Here is a 15,978-nt window from a genome sequence, read left to right as displayed (position 1 = left end):
GTGAAGGCCCCTTTCAGTACTTCAGGAGGTTCGCGTCGTCGACACTCGCGGAGCGTCGCGTACGGAAGATCGACATGATGATGGCGAGACCGACCACGACCTCGGCGGCCGCGACGACCATCACGAAGAACGAGATGATCTGGCCGTCCAGGCCGCCGTTGATCCGGCTGAAGGTGACCAGCGCCAGGTTCGCCGCGTTCAGCATCAGCTCGATGCACATGAACAGGACGATCGCGTTGCGCCGGATGAGCACCCCGACCGCGCCGATGGTGAACAGGATCGACGCCAGGATCAGGTAGTAATCGGGGGTCATTTCTCGGTTCCCTTCGGCGCGACCTCGGAAGCGGTCAGCTCCCGGACCGGCAGAATCGGCGAGATGCTGTTCTCGGTCCCGTTGCCGTCCGGCAGGCGGGCCGGCGCGGCCACCGACATGGTGTTCGCGTAAACGCCGGGGCCGGGCTTCGGACCGGGGTAGTTGCCCGGCAGGAAGCGCTCCTTCATCCGGGTCACCTGGTCGGCCCGGTCGCCCTTGGCCCGCTCGATGTGGGCCAGGATCATCGCGCCGACCGCTGCCGTGATCAGCAGGGCCGACGTGACCTCGAAGGCGAAGACGTACTTGGTGAACAGCAGAGAGGCCAGGCCCTGCACGTTGCCGTTCTGGTTCGCCGCCTCCAGGCCCGCGGTCGGCGTGCCCTCCAGCGCCCGGGCCAGACCGGTCGCGACCAGGGCGGCGAAGCCGGCGCCGAGCAGGATCGCCGCGACCCGCTGCCCGCGCAGCGTCTCGATCAGCGAGTCCGACGCGTCCCGGCCGACCAGCATCAGCACGAACAGGAACAGCATCATGATCGCGCCGGTGTAGACGATGATCTGCACGAAGCCGAGGAACGGCGCCTGGTTGATCACGTAGAGGAAGCCGAGGTTCAGCATCGTGACGACCAGCCAGAGCGCGGAGTGCACCGCGTTGCGGGCCAGCACCATGCCGAGCGCCCCGATCACCGCGAGGGAGCCGAGGATCCAGAAGGCGACGGCTTCCCCGGTGGACACATGCGTCATTGCGCGCTCCCCTCGGTCTCCGAGTCCACGGCCCACGGCGCCTTCTCCGCGCCGGCCGAGGTGCCCGGGTTGGTGAGCGCGCCGATGTAGTAGTCCTTGTCGGTCTCGCCCAGGCGCATCGGGTGCGGCGGCTGCTCCATCCCGGGCAGCAGCGGCGCCAGGAGCTGTTCCTTGGTGAAGATCAGGTCCTGGCGGCTGTCCCGGGCCAGCTCGTACTCGTTGCTCATGGTCAGCGACCGGGTCGGGCAGGCCTCGATGCAGAGCCCGCAGAAGATGCAGCGGGTGTAGTTGATCTGGTAGATCTTCGCGAACCGCTCACCCGGCGAGAAACGCTGCTCGTCGGTGTTGTCGCCGCCCTCGACGTAGATCGCGTCGGCCGGGCAGGCCCAGGCGCACAGCTCGCAGCCGATGCACTTCTCCAGCCCGTCCGGGTGCCGGTTGAGGATGTGCCGCCCGTGGTATCGCGGCGCCGGCTTGGGCGGGGAGAACGGGTAGTCGGTGGTGATCACCTTGCGGAACATGTGCGCGAAGGTCACGCCGAAACCCTTGAAGGAGCCGGTAAACGTGTTCACGTCACACCTCCTTCGTCTCGGAGTCGCCGCCGACGGCGGCCGGGGCACGTTCGGCGACCTCGCGGCGGGCGCGCGGGCTCGGCGGCACCTGGAGGTCGATCGGCGGGACCGGGAAGCTGCCCGGCGGCCGGGCGGCCAGTTCCTCCTCGAGCGAGACCGGTTTGGCCTTCTTCTTGTCGCTCGACGGCCAGGCCCAGGCGACCACCAGCACGACCACCGCGATCGCGCCGGTGGAGACCCACCGGGCGGTGTCCGAGAGGGCGCCGCTGCGGGCGATCTTGAAGTAGGCCACGAACAGGATCCAGACCAGGTTGATCGGGATCAGCACCTTCCAGCCGAACCGCATGAACTGGTCGTAGCGCATCCGGGGCAGCGTGGCGCGCAGCCAGATGAAGCCGAACAGCAGCGCGAACACCTTGAGGAAGAACCAGATCAGGGCGAAGTAGCCGGCGCTGGCGCCGGGCCAGATCGCGGTGATCGGCCACGGGGCCCGCCAGCCGCCCAGGAACAGCGTGGTGCAGAACGCCGAGACGGTGATCATGTTGATGTACTCGGCCAGGAAGAAGAGCGCGAACTTGAACGACGAGTACTCCGTGTGGAAGCCGCCGACCAGCTCGGACTCCGCCTCCGGCAGGTCGAACGGCGCCCGGTTGGTCTCGCCGACCGCGGCGATCACGTAGATCAGGAAGCTCGGCAGCAGCTGGAGGCAGTACCAGCCGGGCATGGTGATCTCGACGCCGAAGATCTTCGTGGGATCGCCGGAGGCCTGCGCCGCGACGATCTGCGACGTGCTCATCGTGCCGGCCGTCATGAAGACCGCGACGATGGAGAGGCCCATGGCGACCTCGTACGAGATCATCTGGGCGCTGGACCGCAGACCACCGAGCAGCGGGTACGTCGAGCCGGACGCCCAGCCGGCCAGCACCACGCCGTACACGCTCATCGAGGAGCAGGCCAGCAGCACCAGCACCGAGACCGGCACGTCGGTGAGCTGGAGCGCGGTCCGGTGCCCGAACATCGTCACCACGCCGCCGAACGGGATCACCGAGAACGCGGTGAACGCCGTCGTCGCCGAGATCACCGGGGCGATGAAGTAGACCACCTTGTCGGCGGTCCGCGGGATGATCTCCTCCTTGAACGGCAGCTTGAGACCGTCACTGAGGCTGGTCAGGTAACCGCGGAACCCGACCTGGTTGGGGCCGGGCCGGACCGCCATCCGGGCGACGACCTTGCGCTCGTAGTTGATCGTGAACAGGGTCAGCAGCAGGAGCAGGACGAAGAGCCCGAGCAGCTTGATCAGCGTGATCCACCAGACGTCCTGTTCGAACGTTTGCAGGGTGGGGTCCTCCGCGTGCGCCGCGAGCAGGATGTTCACTGGTCAACTCCCTCGGCGAGAATCGGGCCGGGCAGCCCGGCCGACAACCGGACGACCGCACCGGCGGTGACGCCCAGGCTGCGGCGCACCGTCGAGCCCGGCGAGTTCGTGGGCAGCCACACCACCTGCCGGGGCAGGTCGGCGATCGCGGCCGGCAGGGTCACCGAGCCGCGGTCGGTCCGGACCGTCAGCAGGTCGCCGTCGGCCACCCCGAGCTCCTCGGCCAGCTCCTTGCCGAGCCGCACCACCGGCGGGCGCGCCGTGCCGGCCAGCACGTCGTCGCCGTCCAGCAGGGTGCCCAGGTCGATCAACTGGTGCCAGGTGGCCAGCACGGCCGCCCGCTCACCCGGCTCGGCGACCGCCACGGGGGCGATCGACGGCAGCTCGGGCCGGGCGGTGCCGGCCGGCATGGCACCCAGCTCGCGGCGGACCGCCTGCACGTCCCCGGTGTTCAGGGTGACGTCCAGCAGCGCGGCGATCGCCTCCAGCACCCGGCCGTCGGTCAGCGCCGTGCCGCCCCGCAGGACCGTCTCGAAGGACCGCAGCCGGCCCTCCCAGTCCATGTAGGTGCCGGGCTTCTCGGCGGCCGGCGCGACCGGCAGCACCACGTCGGCCCGCTCGGTCACCGCGCTCCGCCGCAGCTCCAGGCTGACCAGGAACGGCACCGCGTCCAGCGCCTGCTCGGCGCGGACCGGATCGGCCAGGTCGCCCGGGTCGACCGCGCCGACCAGGAGACCGCCGAGCGTCCCGTCGGCCGCCGCCGCGATGATCGCGTCGACGTCCCGGCCCGGCGTGCTGGGCAGCACGCCCGCGTCGACGGACCAGGAGATGGAGAGTTCGGCGCGGGCCGCGGGGTCGCTCACCGGACGGCCGCCGGGCAGCAGGTTCGGCAGGCAGCCGGCGTCCAGCGCGCCCCGGTCACCGGCCCGGCGCGGCACCCACGCGAGGCGGGCGCCGGTGCGGGCGGCCAGCGCCGCGGCGGCCGAGAGCCCGCCCGGCACGGTGGCCAGCCGCTCGCCGACCAGCAGCACGCTGCCCGGCGCGCTGAGCGCCGCGGCGACCGCGGGATCGGTGTTCAGCAGCCGGGCCTCGTCGCCCGGGACGGCCGCGACGAGCGCGGCGCCGAGCTTCTCGAACCCCCGGGTCAGGTGCGACGCCACCGCGGTCACCTGGAGCTTCTTCCGCTTGGTCGCCTTGCGCAGGCGCAGGAAGAGGATCGGGCACTCCTCCTCCGGCTCCAGCCCGACGATCAGCGCGGACGGCGCGTCCTCGACATCGGCGTACGTCAGCTCGGAAACCCCGGCCACCGCGGCCGCGAGGAAGTCCGCCTCCTCGGTGTCCGCGGCCGGCGAGCCGGAGGCTCGCACCGGCCGCGCCCGGAAGTCGATGTCGTTGGTGCCGAGGACCAGACGGGCGAATTTCGCGTACGCGTAAGCGTCCTCAACCGTGAGCCGCCCACCGGTCAGCACCCCGACCCCGCGCTCGCGAGCCGCTTTCAGCCCCTCCGCGGCGACGACCAGCGCCTCGCTCCAGGACGCCTCGCGCAGCTGCCCGGTACGCGCGTCCCGGACCAGCGGCGTGGTGATCCGGTCGGTGGCCGTGGTGTAGCGGAAGCCCCACCGGCCCTTGTCGCAGTTCCACTCCTCGTTCACCGCCGGGTCGTCACCGGCGAGCCGGCGCAGCACCTTCCCGCGCCGGTGGTCGGCCCGCATGGAGCAGCCGGCCGCACAGTGCTCGCAGCTGGTCGGCGAGGAGACCAGGTCGAACGGGCGGGCCCGGAACCGGTACTGCTCGCCGGTCAGCGCGCCGACCGGGCAGATCTGGATGGTGTTGCCGGAGAAGTACGAGTTGAACGGAACGTCCCCCTCGCCCTCGCCGACCTGCCCGTCCCCGGTGCCCTCGCCGCCGAAGAAGTCGTCGCGGTAGACGTTGATCTGCTCGCCGGAGGAGCGGTCCATCAGGTCGATGAACTTGTCCCCGGCGATCTCCTCGGAGAACCGGGTGCAGCGCTGGCAGAGCACGCAGCGCTCCCGGTCCAGCAGCACCTGGCTGGAGATGTGGATCGGCTTCTCGTACTCCCGCTTGTGCTCGTGGAACCGGGAGTCGGCGCGGCCGGTGCTCATCGCCTGGTTCTGCAACGGGCACTCACCGCCCTTGTCACACGTCGGGCAGTCGAGCGGGTGGTTGATCAGCAGCAGCTCCATCACGCCGGCCTGGGCCTTGGCCGCCACCGGGGAGGTGAGGTGGGTCTTGACCACCATGCCCTCGGCCACCGTCTGGGTGCACGAGGCGACCGGCTTGCGCTGACCCTCCACCTCGACCAGGCACTGCCGGCAGGCGCCGGCCGGGGCCAGCAGCGGGTGGTCGCAGAACCGCGGGATCGCGGTGCCCATCCGCTCGGCCACCCGGATGAGCAGCTCGCCCTTCTCGGCGGTGACCTCGACCCCGTCGATCGTCAGGGTGACGGTGTCCGCCCTCTTCGCTACGTCGGTCATCAGTGCGCTCCTACGAGGGACTTCTCGGAGAGCCGCGGCGCCGTGCGGCCCTCGATGTAACCGAGGTAGTCGTCCCGGAACCACTTCAGCGTCGAGACGACCGGCGTCGCCGCGCCGTCGCCGAGGCCGCAGAAGGACCGGCCGAAGATGTTGTCGGCGGTGTCCTGGAGCGTGTCCAGGTCGGCGTAGGTGCCCTGACCGGCGAGGATCCGCCGGTACGTGCGCACCATCCAGTAGTTGCCCTCCCGGCACGGGGTGCACTTGCCGCACGACTCGTGGTGGTAGAACTCCAGCCACCGCCACGTGTTGTAGACCGGGCAGTCCTGGTCCGAGAAGATCTGCATCGCCGTGGTGCCGAGGATCGAGCCGGCCGCGGCGACACCCTCGAAGTCCATCGCGGTGTCGATGTGCTCGGCGGTGAGCAGCGGCGTGGACGAGCCGCCCGGGGTCCAGAACTTCAGGTTGTGCCCGGGCTGCATGCCGCCGGCGAGCTCGATCAGCTCACGCAGGGTGATGCCGAGGCCGCACTCGTACTGTCCGGGATTGACCACCCGGCCGGAGAGCGAGTAGATCATCGGGCCGGCCGACTTCTCGGTGCCCATGCTCTTCCACCAGTCGGCGCCGCCCAGCACGATGTACGGCACGCTGGCGATGGTGCCGACGTTGTTGACCACCGTGGGGCTGGCGTACAGGCCGGCGATGGCTGGGAAGGGCGGGCGCAGCCGGGGCTGGCCGCGGAAACCCTCCAGCGAGTCGAGCAGCGCGGTCTCCTCGCCGCAGATGTACGCGCCGGCGCCGCTGTGTACCACCAGGTCCAGGTCGAATCCGGAGCCGAGGATGTTCTCACCGAGGTATCCGGCGGCGTACGCCTCCTTGACCGCGTTGCGCAGCCGGCGGGCGGCGTGCACCGCCTCGCCGCGGATGTAGATGAACGCCCGGCTCGCGCGGATCGCGTACGACGCGATGATCGCGCCCTCCACCAGCGAGTGCGGGTCGTAGGTCATCAGCGGCAGGTCCTTGCAGGTGCCCGGCTCGCCCTCGTCCGCGTTGATCACGAGGTAGTGCGGTTTGCCGTCGCCCTGCGGGATGAACCCCCACTTGAGGCCGGTCGGGAAGCCGGCGCCGCCACGACCGCGCAGCCCGGAGTCCTTGATCAGCTGGATCAGGTCGTCCGGGTGCACGTCGAGCGCCTTGCGCACCGCCTGGTAACCGTCGAGCCGCTCGTAGACGCCGATCTGCCAGGCGTCCGGTGACAGCCAGCGCTTGGTGAGCACCGGGGTGAGCTTCTGGAGCACCTCCGGCCGGGGTTGCGTCATTTCTCCTCCTCGGACCCACGCGTCGGGTCGGGCGTACGCGGGCTGTCGCCGGCCGGTTTGCCGTCACCGGCGGGCGGGCTGGTCGCGGCACCGGCCGCCTCGGCGGCGTTCGCCGGCGGCGGGCTGCCGGCCTCCGCGCCCGGCCGGGCCGGTTCGCTCGCCGTGGGGTTACGGAGTTCCGCGGTACGGATCTGTGGGTCCTCGGTCTTCTGGCCGGCGTGCCGGCGCTCCTCGACCTTGCCGGCGACCGCCTTGACCGCGGTCGTCGCCGCCTTCACCACCGAGGCGACCCGGCCGGGCTTCTCCTCCGCGGTCTTGTCGGCCTTCTCGTCCGCCTTGGCGGCCGGGGCCGGGGTCGGCAGCGCGCCGGCCTCGCGGGCCGGCTTGGTCTTGGTGATCGGGGTCTCCGGGTCGAACCCGGCCACCGCGACCCCGTGCTCCTGCGCCAGGCGGACGCCGCGCAGGGTGGGCGCGCCGGCCACCCCGTCGCCGACCGCGCCGTCCCGGGGGTCGGCGAAACCGGCGAGCTGGTACTGCATCTCCTTGAGGGAGCAGATCCGGGCGCCGCGGGCCGGCGTCGGCCGCTCGCCGGCGGCCAGCTTGTCGACCAGCTCGACCGCGGAGTCCGGGGTGGCCTGGTCGACGGTGAAGTCGTAGTTGACCGTCACCACCGGGGCGTAGTCGCAGGCCGCCAGGCACTCCGCGTGCTCCAGCGTGATCTTGCCGTCGGCGGTGGTCTCGTCGTGGCCGACGCCGAGGTGCTCGGTCAGCCGGTCGTAGACCGCCTGGCCGCCCATCACGTTGCAGAGGGTGTTGGTGCAGACGCTGACCAGGTATTCACCGGTCGGCCGGCGCTTGTACATGGTGTAGAAGGTGGCGACCGCGCCGACCTGGGCCTTGTTGATCCCCAGGACCTCGGCGCAGAAGGCCACGCCGGCCGGGCTGACGTAGCCCTCCTCGGTCTGCACCAGGTGCAGCAGCGGCAGCAGTGCCGAGCGCTCCCGGCCGGCCGGGTACCGCGCCAGGATCTCCTGCGCGGATCCGAGCAGCTTCTCCGCGAGTGGAGCAGCTGTCGGAGTGAACTCTTCCGTGGTCATCAGCGATCACACCCACCCATCACGGGGTCCAGCGACGCGCCGCCGGCGATCACGTCGGCCAGCAGCGCGCCCTCGGCCATCGCGGGGATGGCCTGAAGGTTGACGAAGCTCGGCTCGCGGTAGTGCACCCGATAGGGGTGGGTGCCACCGTCGGAAACCGCGTGAACGCCGAGTTCGCCCCGCGGGTGCTCGACCGCGACGTAGACTTGGCCGGGCGGGACCCGGAAGCCTTCGGTCACGAGCTTGAAGTGGTGGATCAGCGACTCCATCGACTGACCCATGATCTTGGCGACGTGCTCCAGCGAGTTGCCGAGCCCGTCGACGCCCAGTGCGAGCTGGGACGGCCAGGCGATCTTCTTGTCCGCGATCCAGATCGGTCCCGGCTTGAGCCGGTCGAGCGCCTGCTCGACGATCTTCAGGGACTCCTTGATCTCGGCCAGCCGGACCAGGTACCGGCCCCAGACGTCACCGGTGGTCGCGGTCGGGACGTCGAACTCGTACGTCTCGTAACCGCAGTACGGCATCGTCTTGCGCAGGTCCCACGGCAGGCCGGCGGAGCGCAGCACCGGACCGGTGATGCCCAGCGACAGGCAGCCGGTCACGTCCAGGACGGCGACCCCCTGCGTGCGCTGCTGCCAGATGACCTGGCCGGAGAGCATCGCCTCGTATTCCTTGAGCTTCTTCGGCAGGTACTTGAGGAAGTCGCGGATCTTCTTGACCGCCGACTCGGGCAGGTCCTGGGCCAGGCCGCCGGGCCGGATGTACCCGTTGTTCATCCGCAGGCCGGAGGTCTCCTCGAAGATGTCGAGGATGTACTCCCGCTCGCGGAAGCCGTACAGCATCATCGAGATCGCGCCCAGCTCCATGCCGGTGGTGGCCAGCCAGACCAGGTGCGAGGCGATCCGCTGCAACTCCATGAAGAGGACCCGGATCGTGGTGGCCCGCTCGGTGATCTGATCGGTGACGCCGAGCAGCTTCTCCACCGCGAGGCAGTACGCCGTCTCGTTCGACATGTTGGACAGGTAGTCCATCCGCGTGACGAACGTGACGCCCTGGGTCCAGGTGCGGTACTCCAGGTTCTTCTCGATCCCGGTGTGCAGGTAACCGACCACCGGCCGGGCCTCGGTCACCGTCTCGCCCTCGAGCTCCAGCACCAGCCGGAGTACGCCGTGCGTGGACGGGTGCTGCGGACCCATGTTGACGACGATCTTCTCGTTGCTGAGCGGGTCGATGCCGGACGTGACGCTGTCCCAGTCGCCACCGGTGACCGTGAAGACCCGGCCCTCGGTGGTCTCGCGCTCGCTCGCGTACTCAGAAGTAGTCACTGGTAGACCCTCCGCTGGTCGGGCGGCGGGATCTCGGCGCCCTTGTATTCCACGGGCACCCCGCCGAGCGGGTAGTCCTTGCGCTGGGGGTGGCCCTCCCAGTCGTCCGGCATCAGGATCCGGGTGAGGTTGGGATGGCCGGTGAAGACGACGCCGAACATGTCGTAGACCTCCCGCTCCTGCCAGTCGGCGGTCGGGTAGACGCTGGTGACGCTGGGGACGGGCACGCCGTCCGCGACCGACACCTCGAGACGCACCCTCCGGCGGTACGTCATCGACGTCAGCTGGTAGGCGACGTGGAACCGGCGCTCGTCGGAACCGAGATAGTCCACGCAGTCGACGGACGAGCAGAGCTCGAACCGGAGGGACCCCTCGTCCCTCATTACCTGACAGACGTCCTTGATTCTCTCGGGCCTGATGTGAAGTGTGAGTTCCGCCCTATCCACCACCACCTTCTCGATGGCTTCGGAGAACGCCGGATAAGCTTCCTCCAACGCGTCATAGACGTCGTCGAAATACCCGCCGTAAGGCCGTGGGCTGTCAAAAACAGCAGGTCGGGGGCGGACCAGACGACCGAAGCCGGAGACGTCACCGGTTCCTTTGACGCCGAACATCCCTTTATCCGGGCTGGGCGGTGTCTGCGCAGGCGCACCCAGTTCCGCATTCCCGGGAGCGTTACCCTCGGTTCCGGGTTGAATACTCATTTGCCACCCTCCCGCAAATGGGGCTGGAGCTTCATCCAGTTCTCGATCCGCAATTGCTCTTCGCGGCCTTCGATGACGGCCTGCGTCCATTCCGCGCGGCGCGCTTTGTCCACGCGGTACGACGACGGCATGGCACCCGGGGCGACGATCGGCAGCTTTCCTTCGGCGCGGCGCTGCTCCAGCATCTTGCGGCCGTTCGGGCCGAGCGGCTGGGCCATCACCTTCTCGCGCATCTTGAGGATGGCGTCGATCAGCATCTCCGGCCGCGGCGGACAGCCCGGCAGGTAGATGTCGACCGGGACGATGTGATCCACGCCCTGCACGATGGCGTAGTTGTTGAACATGCCACCGGACGAGGCGCAGACGCCCATCGAGATCACCGAGCGGGGTTCCGGCATCTGGTCGTAGATCTGCCGCACCACGGGGGCCATCTTCTGACTGACCCGGCCCGCGACGATCATGAGGTCGGCCTGGCGGGGCGAGGCGCGGAAGACCTCCATGCCCCAGCGGCCCAGGTCGTAGTGCGGTCCGCCGGCCGCCATCATCTCGATGGCACAACACGCGAGGCCGAAGGTCGCGCCCCAGAACGACGACTTGCGGGCCCAGTTCGACAGCTTCTCGACCGAGGTGAGCAGGATGCCACTGGGCAGCTTCTCTTCGATTCCCATGGTTATCAGTCCCAGTTGAGTCCGCCGCGTCGCCACACGTACGTGTAGGCGATGAAGACGGTGACGATGAACAGGACCATTTCCACGAATCCGAACAGGCCCAGCGCCTCGAACGAGACGGCCCACGGGTAGAGGAAGATGGTCTCGATGTCGAAGACGATGAAGAGCATCGCCGTCAGGTAGAACTTCACCGGGAATCGGCCGCCACCGACCGGTTGGGGGGCGGGCTCAATGCCGCACTCGTAGGCGTCCATCTTTGCCCGGTTGTACCGCTTCGGCCCCACGATCGGTGCGACAGACACCGAGAACAACGCGAAGAGCGCGCCGAGGATCAGCAACCCGACGATCGGGACGTATGGGTTGATCGTCATCTTCACTCCCGTACGACTGTTAGCCGCTTTACACTAGTTTTGCGCTTTTGTATCCCTTTGGTCGGGGTGCCCGATTCCGTCGTCAGACGGCGGGCGCCACCTTCGTCAAGCCGTTGATGATGCGGTCCATCGCGTCGCCGCCCCGGGGGTCGGTCAGGTTGGCGAGCAGCTTCAGGACGAATTTCATCAACGTCGGGTGCGGCATGCCGTGCTTGGTGGCCAGCCGCATGATCTGCGGGTTGCCGATCAACTTCACGAAGACGCCGCCCAGGCGGTAGTAACCGCCGAAGCGCAGGCTCAACTCGGTCGGATACGCCCGCAGCGCCCGCTCCCGCTCCGCACCCGCCGGGCGGGCCAGCGCCTGCACCGCCACCTCGGCGGCCAGCTCACCGGACTCCATCGCGTACGCGATGCCCTCGCCGTTCATCGGGTTGACCATGCCACCGGAGTCGCCGACGAGCATTACCCCGCGGGTGTAATGCGGCACCCGGTTGAAGCCCATCGGGAGCGCGGCGCCGAGCGTCGGCCCCTCCGCGTTCGCCTCGTCCCGCATCCCCCAGTCCTCCGGGGTGGAGCCGAGCCAGTCGGTGAGCAGGTTGCGGTAGTTCGTCTTGCCGAAGGCGTTGGACGAGTTCAGGATGCCGAGGCCGACGTTCACCCGGCCGTCGCCCAGGCCGAAGATCCAGCCGTAACCGGGCAGGAGCCGGCTCGGGTCCTGCGCGCTGCGCAGCTCCAGCCAGGACTCCAGGTAGTTGTCGTCCGCCTTGGCCGCGGAGCGGTAGTAGCGCCGGACGGCCACCCCGAGCGGGCGGTCGTCGCGCTTGGCCAGCCCCAGGGCCAGCGGAAACTTGCCGGAGACGCCGTCCGCGGCGATCACCAGCGGCGCGCGGTATTCCACCGGCTCTTTGCCGGGACCGGCCTTGGCCGTGACGCCGATCACGTAACCTTCGTCATTGAGGACCGGTCCGGCGACGTTCACGTTCGTGCGGAGCAGGGCGCCGGCCTCGACCGCGCGCTGGGCCAGCATGTCGTCGAAGTCGAGGCGCGTGCGGACCAGGCCGTAACTGGGGAAACTCGCCAGCTCGGGCCAGTCCAGCTCGAGCCGGACCCCGCCACCGATCACCCGCAGGCCGCGATTGTGCAGCCAACCGGCTTTCTCGGAGGTGTCGACACCCATCCGGACCAGCTGACGGACGGCGCGCGGGGTCAGCCCGTCGCCACACACTTTTTCGCGCGGGAACTCGGTTTTCTCCAGGAGCAGCACCCGGACGCCGTGGCGGGCCAGATGGTAGGCGGCCGCGCTGCCGCCGGGCCCCGCTCCGACCACGATCACGTCAGCCTCGTCAGCGACGGTGGATGGCGGGTGGTCGTTCACGGTGCAGCCTCCGATCCGCAGTGCTCGTGAATTAGTTCACAAGCATGCCTCGGTCGGAGTCTAGGCCGACTATCGACGATCTTTGCACTCAGGTCGACCTGATTGTTGTGAGCCGGTTACTGAATCGGGTCAGACTCTCCCAAAACGCGCTCAGCCATCCCACGTGCCGGACCGTCGAGATGATCTCTGATGGTCCCGTCCATGGCCCGGTCCAGAGCAACGATCAGTTCCTCTACCAGGTCTTGCGCCAATAGCGGATCTTGCGCGGCCACCATCCGGATGCGGTTGGCCAGCTCGCTGGCCCGCCGCTCCCCAGCCTCGCCTTCGTCGATCGAGAGATCGATGTCAGTGTCCTCAAGCGCACCGAGTTTCGTCATGACATCGAGCTAAACAGCCCTTTCGCACGCTGTTCACCAAACGCCCGATTCAATCCAAACAAGACCCTTTTGGGTACGTGATCAGCTCCGTCGCGTGGCTCGGCTTCCTCCCGCGCGATCAGCTCCGTCGCGTGGCTCGGCTTCCTCCCGCGCGATCAGCTCCGTCGCGTGGCTCGGTGCAGGGCCACCACCCCGCCGGTCAGGTTCCGCCAGCCGACCCGGTCCCACGGCCCCGCCTCGGCGATCCGCGCCGCCAGCCCCGCCTGGTCCGGCCACGCCCGGATCGACTCCGCCAGATACACATACGCGTCCGGGTTGCTCGACACCCCGCGCGCCACCGCCGGCAGCGAGCGCATCAAATACTGCATGTAGACGGTCCGGAACGCCGGGTTCGTCGGAGTGCTGAACTCGCACACCACCAGCCGTCCACCCGGACGGGTGACCCGGCCGAACTCACGCAGCGCGGCCGAGGTGTCCACCACGTTGCGCAACGCGAAGGAGATGGTCACCGCGTCGAAGGTGGCATCCGGGAACGGCAGCCGCAGCGCGTCCCCGGCCAGCAACGGCACGTCCGGCCGCACCCGCCGGCCGGCCTGGAGCATCCCGACCGAGAGGTCCGCGCCGACCGCGAAGGCGCCGGAGCGGCCCAGCTCGTCGGTGGAGACACCGGTGCCCGCGCCCACGTCCAGCACTCGCTCCCCCGGCCGGAGGCCGAGCGCCTCCCGGGTGGCCTTGCGCCAGCCCCGGTCCTGGCCGAGTGAGATCACCGTGTTGGTCAGGTCATACCGCTTGGCGACGCCGTCGAACATCTCGGCGACCTCGTGCGGCTGCTTGTCCAGATCTGCGCGCGTCACGCTGAAACACTAGGCCACCCCGCATAACAGAACGGGCGGGATGGTGTCCCATCCCGCCCGTACCTTGTGCGTTATATATACGACCGCCATCGGTCGGGTCCGAATGCTCGTCACCGGCGCGGACCCGCGGCTGGCGACGCATGAGTGTTTCAATGCCTTACGCAGGCAACGTAACCAGCGCGAACGAGCGGGTACAGGCAACCGGCGGGCTCGTTACGAAGGAGCAATACAGCCCTCACCGGTCCGACGATCCCCACCCTGGCCGAACGGTCAGGCGGGAACCGCCGAAGGGGTCGGGTACGCAGGCAGCCGGTAACGATCCGGTCGCGGCGACGGTCAGCTGGCCTCGACCAGCGGCAGCTGTTTCCGTCCGCCACCGGGGATCGCGATCGATGAGAAGTGCGACACCACCCGGTCGTCGGTCGGGTCGTCGGCGGCGGTCCGGTGCACCGCGAGGCGCTTGTACCAGGTGTCGCGCCAGGCCGGGATCCGGTCCGCGGTGCGGATCATCGAGATCAGCTCCTGCAGGTTGGAGCGGTGCCGGGCGCCGGCCGAGGAGATCACGTTCTCCTCCAGCATGATCGAGCCCAGGTCGTCGACGCCCATGTGCAGCGAGAGCTGGCCGATGTCCTTGCCGGTGGTCAGCCAGGACGCCTGGAGGTGCGCGACGTTGTCGAAGAACAGCCGGGAGACGGCGATGAAGCGCAAATACTCCATCGTGGTGGCCTGGGTGCGGCCCTTGAGGTGGTTGTTCTCCGGCTGGTAGGTCCACGGGATGAACGCGCGGAAGCCGCCGACCTCGTGCGACTCCTCGACCGGAACGTCGCGGTACCCGTTCGCCACGGCCAGGTCCTGCACGTCGCGGATCATCCGGATGTGCTCGATGCGCTCGGCATTCGTCTCGCCGGTGCCCATCATCATGGTCGCGGTCGACGACAGGCCGTTACGGTGCGCGACCGCCATCACCTCGAGCCAGCGGGCTCCGCTCTCCTTCAGCGGGGCGATCGCCTTGCGCGGGCGGTCGGGCAGCATCTCGGCGCCGGCGCCGGCGATCGAGTCCAGGCCGGCCGCCTTGATCCGGATGATCGCGTCCTCGATCGAGACACCCGAGACCTTGGCCATGTGCAGGATCTCACTCGGGCCGATCGAGTGGATGGCGAGCTGCGGGAACGCCTGCTTGACCGAGGAGAACAGCTCCTCGTAATACTCCACCCCGTAGTCCGGGTGGTGGCCGCCCTGGAGCATCACCTGGGTGGCGCCGAGCTCCACCGCCTCGCCGCACCGGCGCAGGATCTCCTCGGTCGGGTGCGACCAGCCCTCTTTGTGCTTGGGTGCCCGGAAGAACGCACAGAACTTGCACGCCGTGACGCACACGTTGGTGTAGTTGATGTTGCGGTCGATCAGGTAGGTGACGATGCCGTCCGGGTAGCGCCGGCGGCGGACCGCGTCGGCAGCCTCGCCCAGCGCGTGGAACGGGGCCTCCGTGTAGAGCAGCAGCGCCTCGTCGGGCGTGATCCGCCCACCGTCGGCGCCACGCTGAAGGATGCTGTCGATCTCCGGATTCACCGTCACGACAGGAAGCGTACGTCCACTCTCCGCCGGTCGTCAGCGGCGCGGGTCACCGGAGGCTCGGCCGTCGATCAGCGCGCCCAGGCCGTCCAGCACACGTGCCAGGCCGAACGCGTACGCGTGCTCGGGGTCGTAGGCCGAGCCCATCGCCTCGCCCGCCGCCGCGCCGACCCGCACCGCGGTCGGGTAGGTGTGCTGGTCGAAGACCATCTCGAGGACCGGGCCGCGCTCCTGCCACCAGGCGACGTCGGTCTCCCCGGCGCGCGCCGCGGCGGCCCGCACGTCGGCGGCGGTCCGCGCGGAGGACTGCACGAACCCGATCAGGAAGGTCAGCGCCGCGTCGATCTCCACGTCGGTCAGCCCGCAGCCGTCGAAGGCCCGCAGCTCGTGCTCGTACTTCGCCATCAGGCCGGGACCCAGCGGCGGCCGGTTGGCCGGCAGCTCGGCCACCCACGGGTGCTCGGCGACCAGGCTGCGGTTCTCCTCGGCGACCGCGGAGAGCCGCTCCCGCCACGGCCGGTCCGGCAGCTCACGGCGCGGCATCGCCAGGTAGACCCGGTCCAGCATCAGCTCCAGCAGGGTCGCCTTGTCCGGCACGTAGGTGTACAGCGTCATCGGCACCACGCCGAGCTCGCCCGCGACCCGGCGCATCGACACCGCCTCCAAGCCCTCGGCGTCGGCCAGGGCGATGCCGGCCTCGACGACGCGGGCCACGGTGAGGCCCGGGCGACGGCCCCGCTTGCGCTCGGCCGCCTCCGGAAACCACAGAAGGTCGAGGGTGTGGCGCGCTTCGGCCATCGGGGTGGCACTCCTTTCTTGTACGGCGT

The 15,978-nt window shown here is 69.3% G+C and carries 16 protein-coding genes; all 16 read right to left on the bottom strand.

All coding sequences use genetic code 11. The features are described from left to right. Positions 1–13: 13 nt before the first annotated feature. The 16 genes from nuoK to Aiant_RS22370 all read right to left on the bottom strand — a co-directional run bounded on the left by nuoK (position 14) and on the right by Aiant_RS22370 (position 15,949). The gene (gene nuoK, locus Aiant_RS22445; protein ID WP_185038824.1) at positions 14–313 is read right to left on the bottom strand and encodes an NADH-quinone oxidoreductase subunit NuoK; all 300 of its coding nucleotides are present in this window, start codon (positions 311–313) and stop codon (positions 14–16) included. Next, a complete protein-coding gene (locus Aiant_RS22440; RefSeq protein WP_189334510.1) occupies positions 310–1,053 on the bottom strand; it encodes an NADH-quinone oxidoreductase subunit J in 744 nt (247 codons plus the stop codon). The genes nuoK and Aiant_RS22440 overlap by 4 nt, the downstream gene beginning before the upstream one ends. Beyond that, positions 1,050–1,625 (bottom strand): NADH-quinone oxidoreductase subunit NuoI, encoded by a 576-nt coding sequence (gene nuoI, locus Aiant_RS22435; protein WP_189334509.1) that lies wholly within the window; start codon positions 1,623–1,625, stop codon positions 1,050–1,052. The genes Aiant_RS22440 and nuoI overlap by 4 nt, the downstream gene beginning before the upstream one ends. A gap of 1 nt (position 1,626) precedes the next feature. After that, positions 1,627–3,000, bottom strand: a complete 1,374-nt coding sequence (gene nuoH / locus Aiant_RS22430) for an NADH-quinone oxidoreductase subunit NuoH (protein WP_189334508.1) — start codon at positions 2,998–3,000, stop codon at positions 1,627–1,629. Continuing rightward, the gene (locus Aiant_RS22425) at positions 2,997–5,495 is read right to left on the bottom strand and encodes an NADH-quinone oxidoreductase subunit G (RefSeq protein ID WP_189334507.1); all 2,499 of its coding nucleotides are present in this window, start codon (positions 5,493–5,495) and stop codon (positions 2,997–2,999) included. Before Aiant_RS22425 ends, nuoH begins: the two co-directional genes overlap by 4 nt. Then, positions 5,495–6,811, bottom strand: a complete 1,317-nt coding sequence (gene nuoF, locus Aiant_RS22420) for an NADH-quinone oxidoreductase subunit NuoF (RefSeq protein WP_189334506.1) — start codon at positions 6,809–6,811, stop codon at positions 5,495–5,497. The genes Aiant_RS22425 and nuoF overlap by 1 nt, the downstream gene beginning before the upstream one ends. Further along, positions 6,808–7,908, bottom strand: coding sequence for an NADH-quinone oxidoreductase subunit NuoE (nuoE, locus tag Aiant_RS22415; RefSeq protein ID WP_189334505.1), 1,101 nt, complete (start codon positions 7,906–7,908; stop codon positions 6,808–6,810). Before nuoE ends, nuoF begins: the two co-directional genes overlap by 4 nt. Continuing rightward, complete coding sequence (locus tag Aiant_RS22410) at positions 7,908–9,233, bottom strand: NADH-quinone oxidoreductase subunit D (protein ID WP_189334504.1); 1,326 nt, start codon at positions 9,231–9,233, stop codon at positions 7,908–7,910. The genes nuoE and Aiant_RS22410 overlap by 1 nt, the downstream gene beginning before the upstream one ends. Beyond that, complete coding sequence (locus Aiant_RS22405; protein WP_189334503.1) at positions 9,230–9,937, bottom strand: NADH-quinone oxidoreductase subunit C; 708 nt, start codon at positions 9,935–9,937, stop codon at positions 9,230–9,232. The genes Aiant_RS22410 and Aiant_RS22405 overlap by 4 nt, the downstream gene beginning before the upstream one ends. After that, entirely contained in the window at positions 9,934–10,605 is a 672-nt protein-coding gene (locus Aiant_RS22400) for a NuoB/complex I 20 kDa subunit family protein (protein WP_189334502.1), read from the bottom strand. Before Aiant_RS22400 ends, Aiant_RS22405 begins: the two co-directional genes overlap by 4 nt. 5 nt (positions 10,606–10,610) lie before the next feature. Then, positions 10,611–10,976 carry an NADH-quinone oxidoreductase subunit A gene (locus Aiant_RS22395; protein ID WP_014687421.1) on the bottom strand — a complete coding sequence of 122 codons (366 nt, stop codon included), beginning with the start codon at positions 10,974–10,976 and terminating at the stop codon, positions 10,611–10,613. A gap of 82 nt (positions 10,977–11,058) precedes the next feature. Beyond that, a complete protein-coding gene (locus Aiant_RS22390; RefSeq protein WP_189334501.1) occupies positions 11,059–12,351 on the bottom strand; it encodes a geranylgeranyl reductase family protein in 1,293 nt (430 codons plus the stop codon). 116 nt (positions 12,352–12,467) lie between these two features. Continuing rightward, entirely contained in the window at positions 12,468–12,728 is a 261-nt protein-coding gene (locus tag Aiant_RS22385; RefSeq protein WP_189334500.1) for a hypothetical protein, read from the bottom strand. Between the two features lie 155 nt (positions 12,729–12,883). Continuing rightward, positions 12,884–13,537 carry a demethylmenaquinone methyltransferase gene (locus tag Aiant_RS22380; RefSeq protein ID WP_229831022.1) on the bottom strand — a complete coding sequence of 218 codons (654 nt, stop codon included), beginning with the start codon at positions 13,535–13,537 and terminating at the stop codon, positions 12,884–12,886. Positions 13,538–13,918: 381 nt separating this feature from the next. Then, positions 13,919–15,154 (bottom strand): cyclic dehypoxanthinyl futalosine synthase, encoded by a 1,236-nt coding sequence (mqnC, locus tag Aiant_RS22375; RefSeq protein ID WP_189334498.1) that lies wholly within the window; start codon positions 15,152–15,154, stop codon positions 13,919–13,921. A 33-nt stretch (positions 15,155–15,187) separates the two neighbouring features. Beyond that, the gene (locus tag Aiant_RS22370; RefSeq protein WP_189334497.1) at positions 15,188–15,949 is read right to left on the bottom strand and encodes a TetR/AcrR family transcriptional regulator; all 762 of its coding nucleotides are present in this window, start codon (positions 15,947–15,949) and stop codon (positions 15,188–15,190) included. Between the last annotated feature and the right edge of the window lie 29 nt (positions 15,950–15,978).

The sequence above is a fragment of the Actinoplanes ianthinogenes genome (assembly GCF_018324205.1).
In the GTDB taxonomy this organism is placed as follows: Bacteria; Actinomycetota; Actinomycetes; order Mycobacteriales; family Micromonosporaceae; genus Actinoplanes; species Actinoplanes ianthinogenes.
This window is presented reverse-complemented; position numbering and strand designations above follow the sequence as displayed.

Excerpts from the sequence above, each read along its gene's own strand:
- Aiant_RS22425 (WP_189334507.1), bottom strand. The coding sequence starts at position 5,495 with ATGACCGACGTAGCGAAGAGGGCGGACACCGTCACCCTGACGATCGAC.
- Aiant_RS22395 (WP_014687421.1), bottom strand. The coding sequence starts at position 10,976 with ATGACGATCAACCCATACGTCCCGATCGTCGGGTTGCTGATCCTCGGC.
- nuoE (WP_189334505.1), bottom strand. The coding sequence starts at position 7,908 with ATGACCACGGAAGAGTTCACTCCGACAGCTGCTCCACTCGCGGAGAAG.
- nuoF (WP_189334506.1), bottom strand. The coding sequence starts at position 6,811 with ATGACGCAACCCCGGCCGGAGGTGCTCCAGAAGCTCACCCCGGTGCTC.
- Aiant_RS22380 (WP_229831022.1), bottom strand. The coding sequence starts at position 13,537 with ATGTTCGACGGCGTCGCCAAGCGGTATGACCTGACCAACACGGTGATC.
- Aiant_RS22385 (WP_189334500.1), bottom strand. The coding sequence starts at position 12,728 with ATGACGAAACTCGGTGCGCTTGAGGACACTGACATCGATCTCTCGATC.
- nuoK (WP_185038824.1), bottom strand. The coding sequence starts at position 313 with ATGACCCCCGATTACTACCTGATCCTGGCGTCGATCCTGTTCACCATC.
- Aiant_RS22400 (WP_189334502.1), bottom strand. The coding sequence starts at position 10,605 with ATGGGAATCGAAGAGAAGCTGCCCAGTGGCATCCTGCTCACCTCGGTC.
- Aiant_RS22370 (WP_189334497.1), bottom strand. The coding sequence starts at position 15,949 with ATGGCCGAAGCGCGCCACACCCTCGACCTTCTGTGGTTTCCGGAGGCG.
- Aiant_RS22440 (WP_189334510.1), bottom strand. The coding sequence starts at position 1,053 with ATGACGCATGTGTCCACCGGGGAAGCCGTCGCCTTCTGGATCCTCGGC.
- Aiant_RS22405 (WP_189334503.1), bottom strand. The coding sequence starts at position 9,937 with ATGAGTATTCAACCCGGAACCGAGGGTAACGCTCCCGGGAATGCGGAA.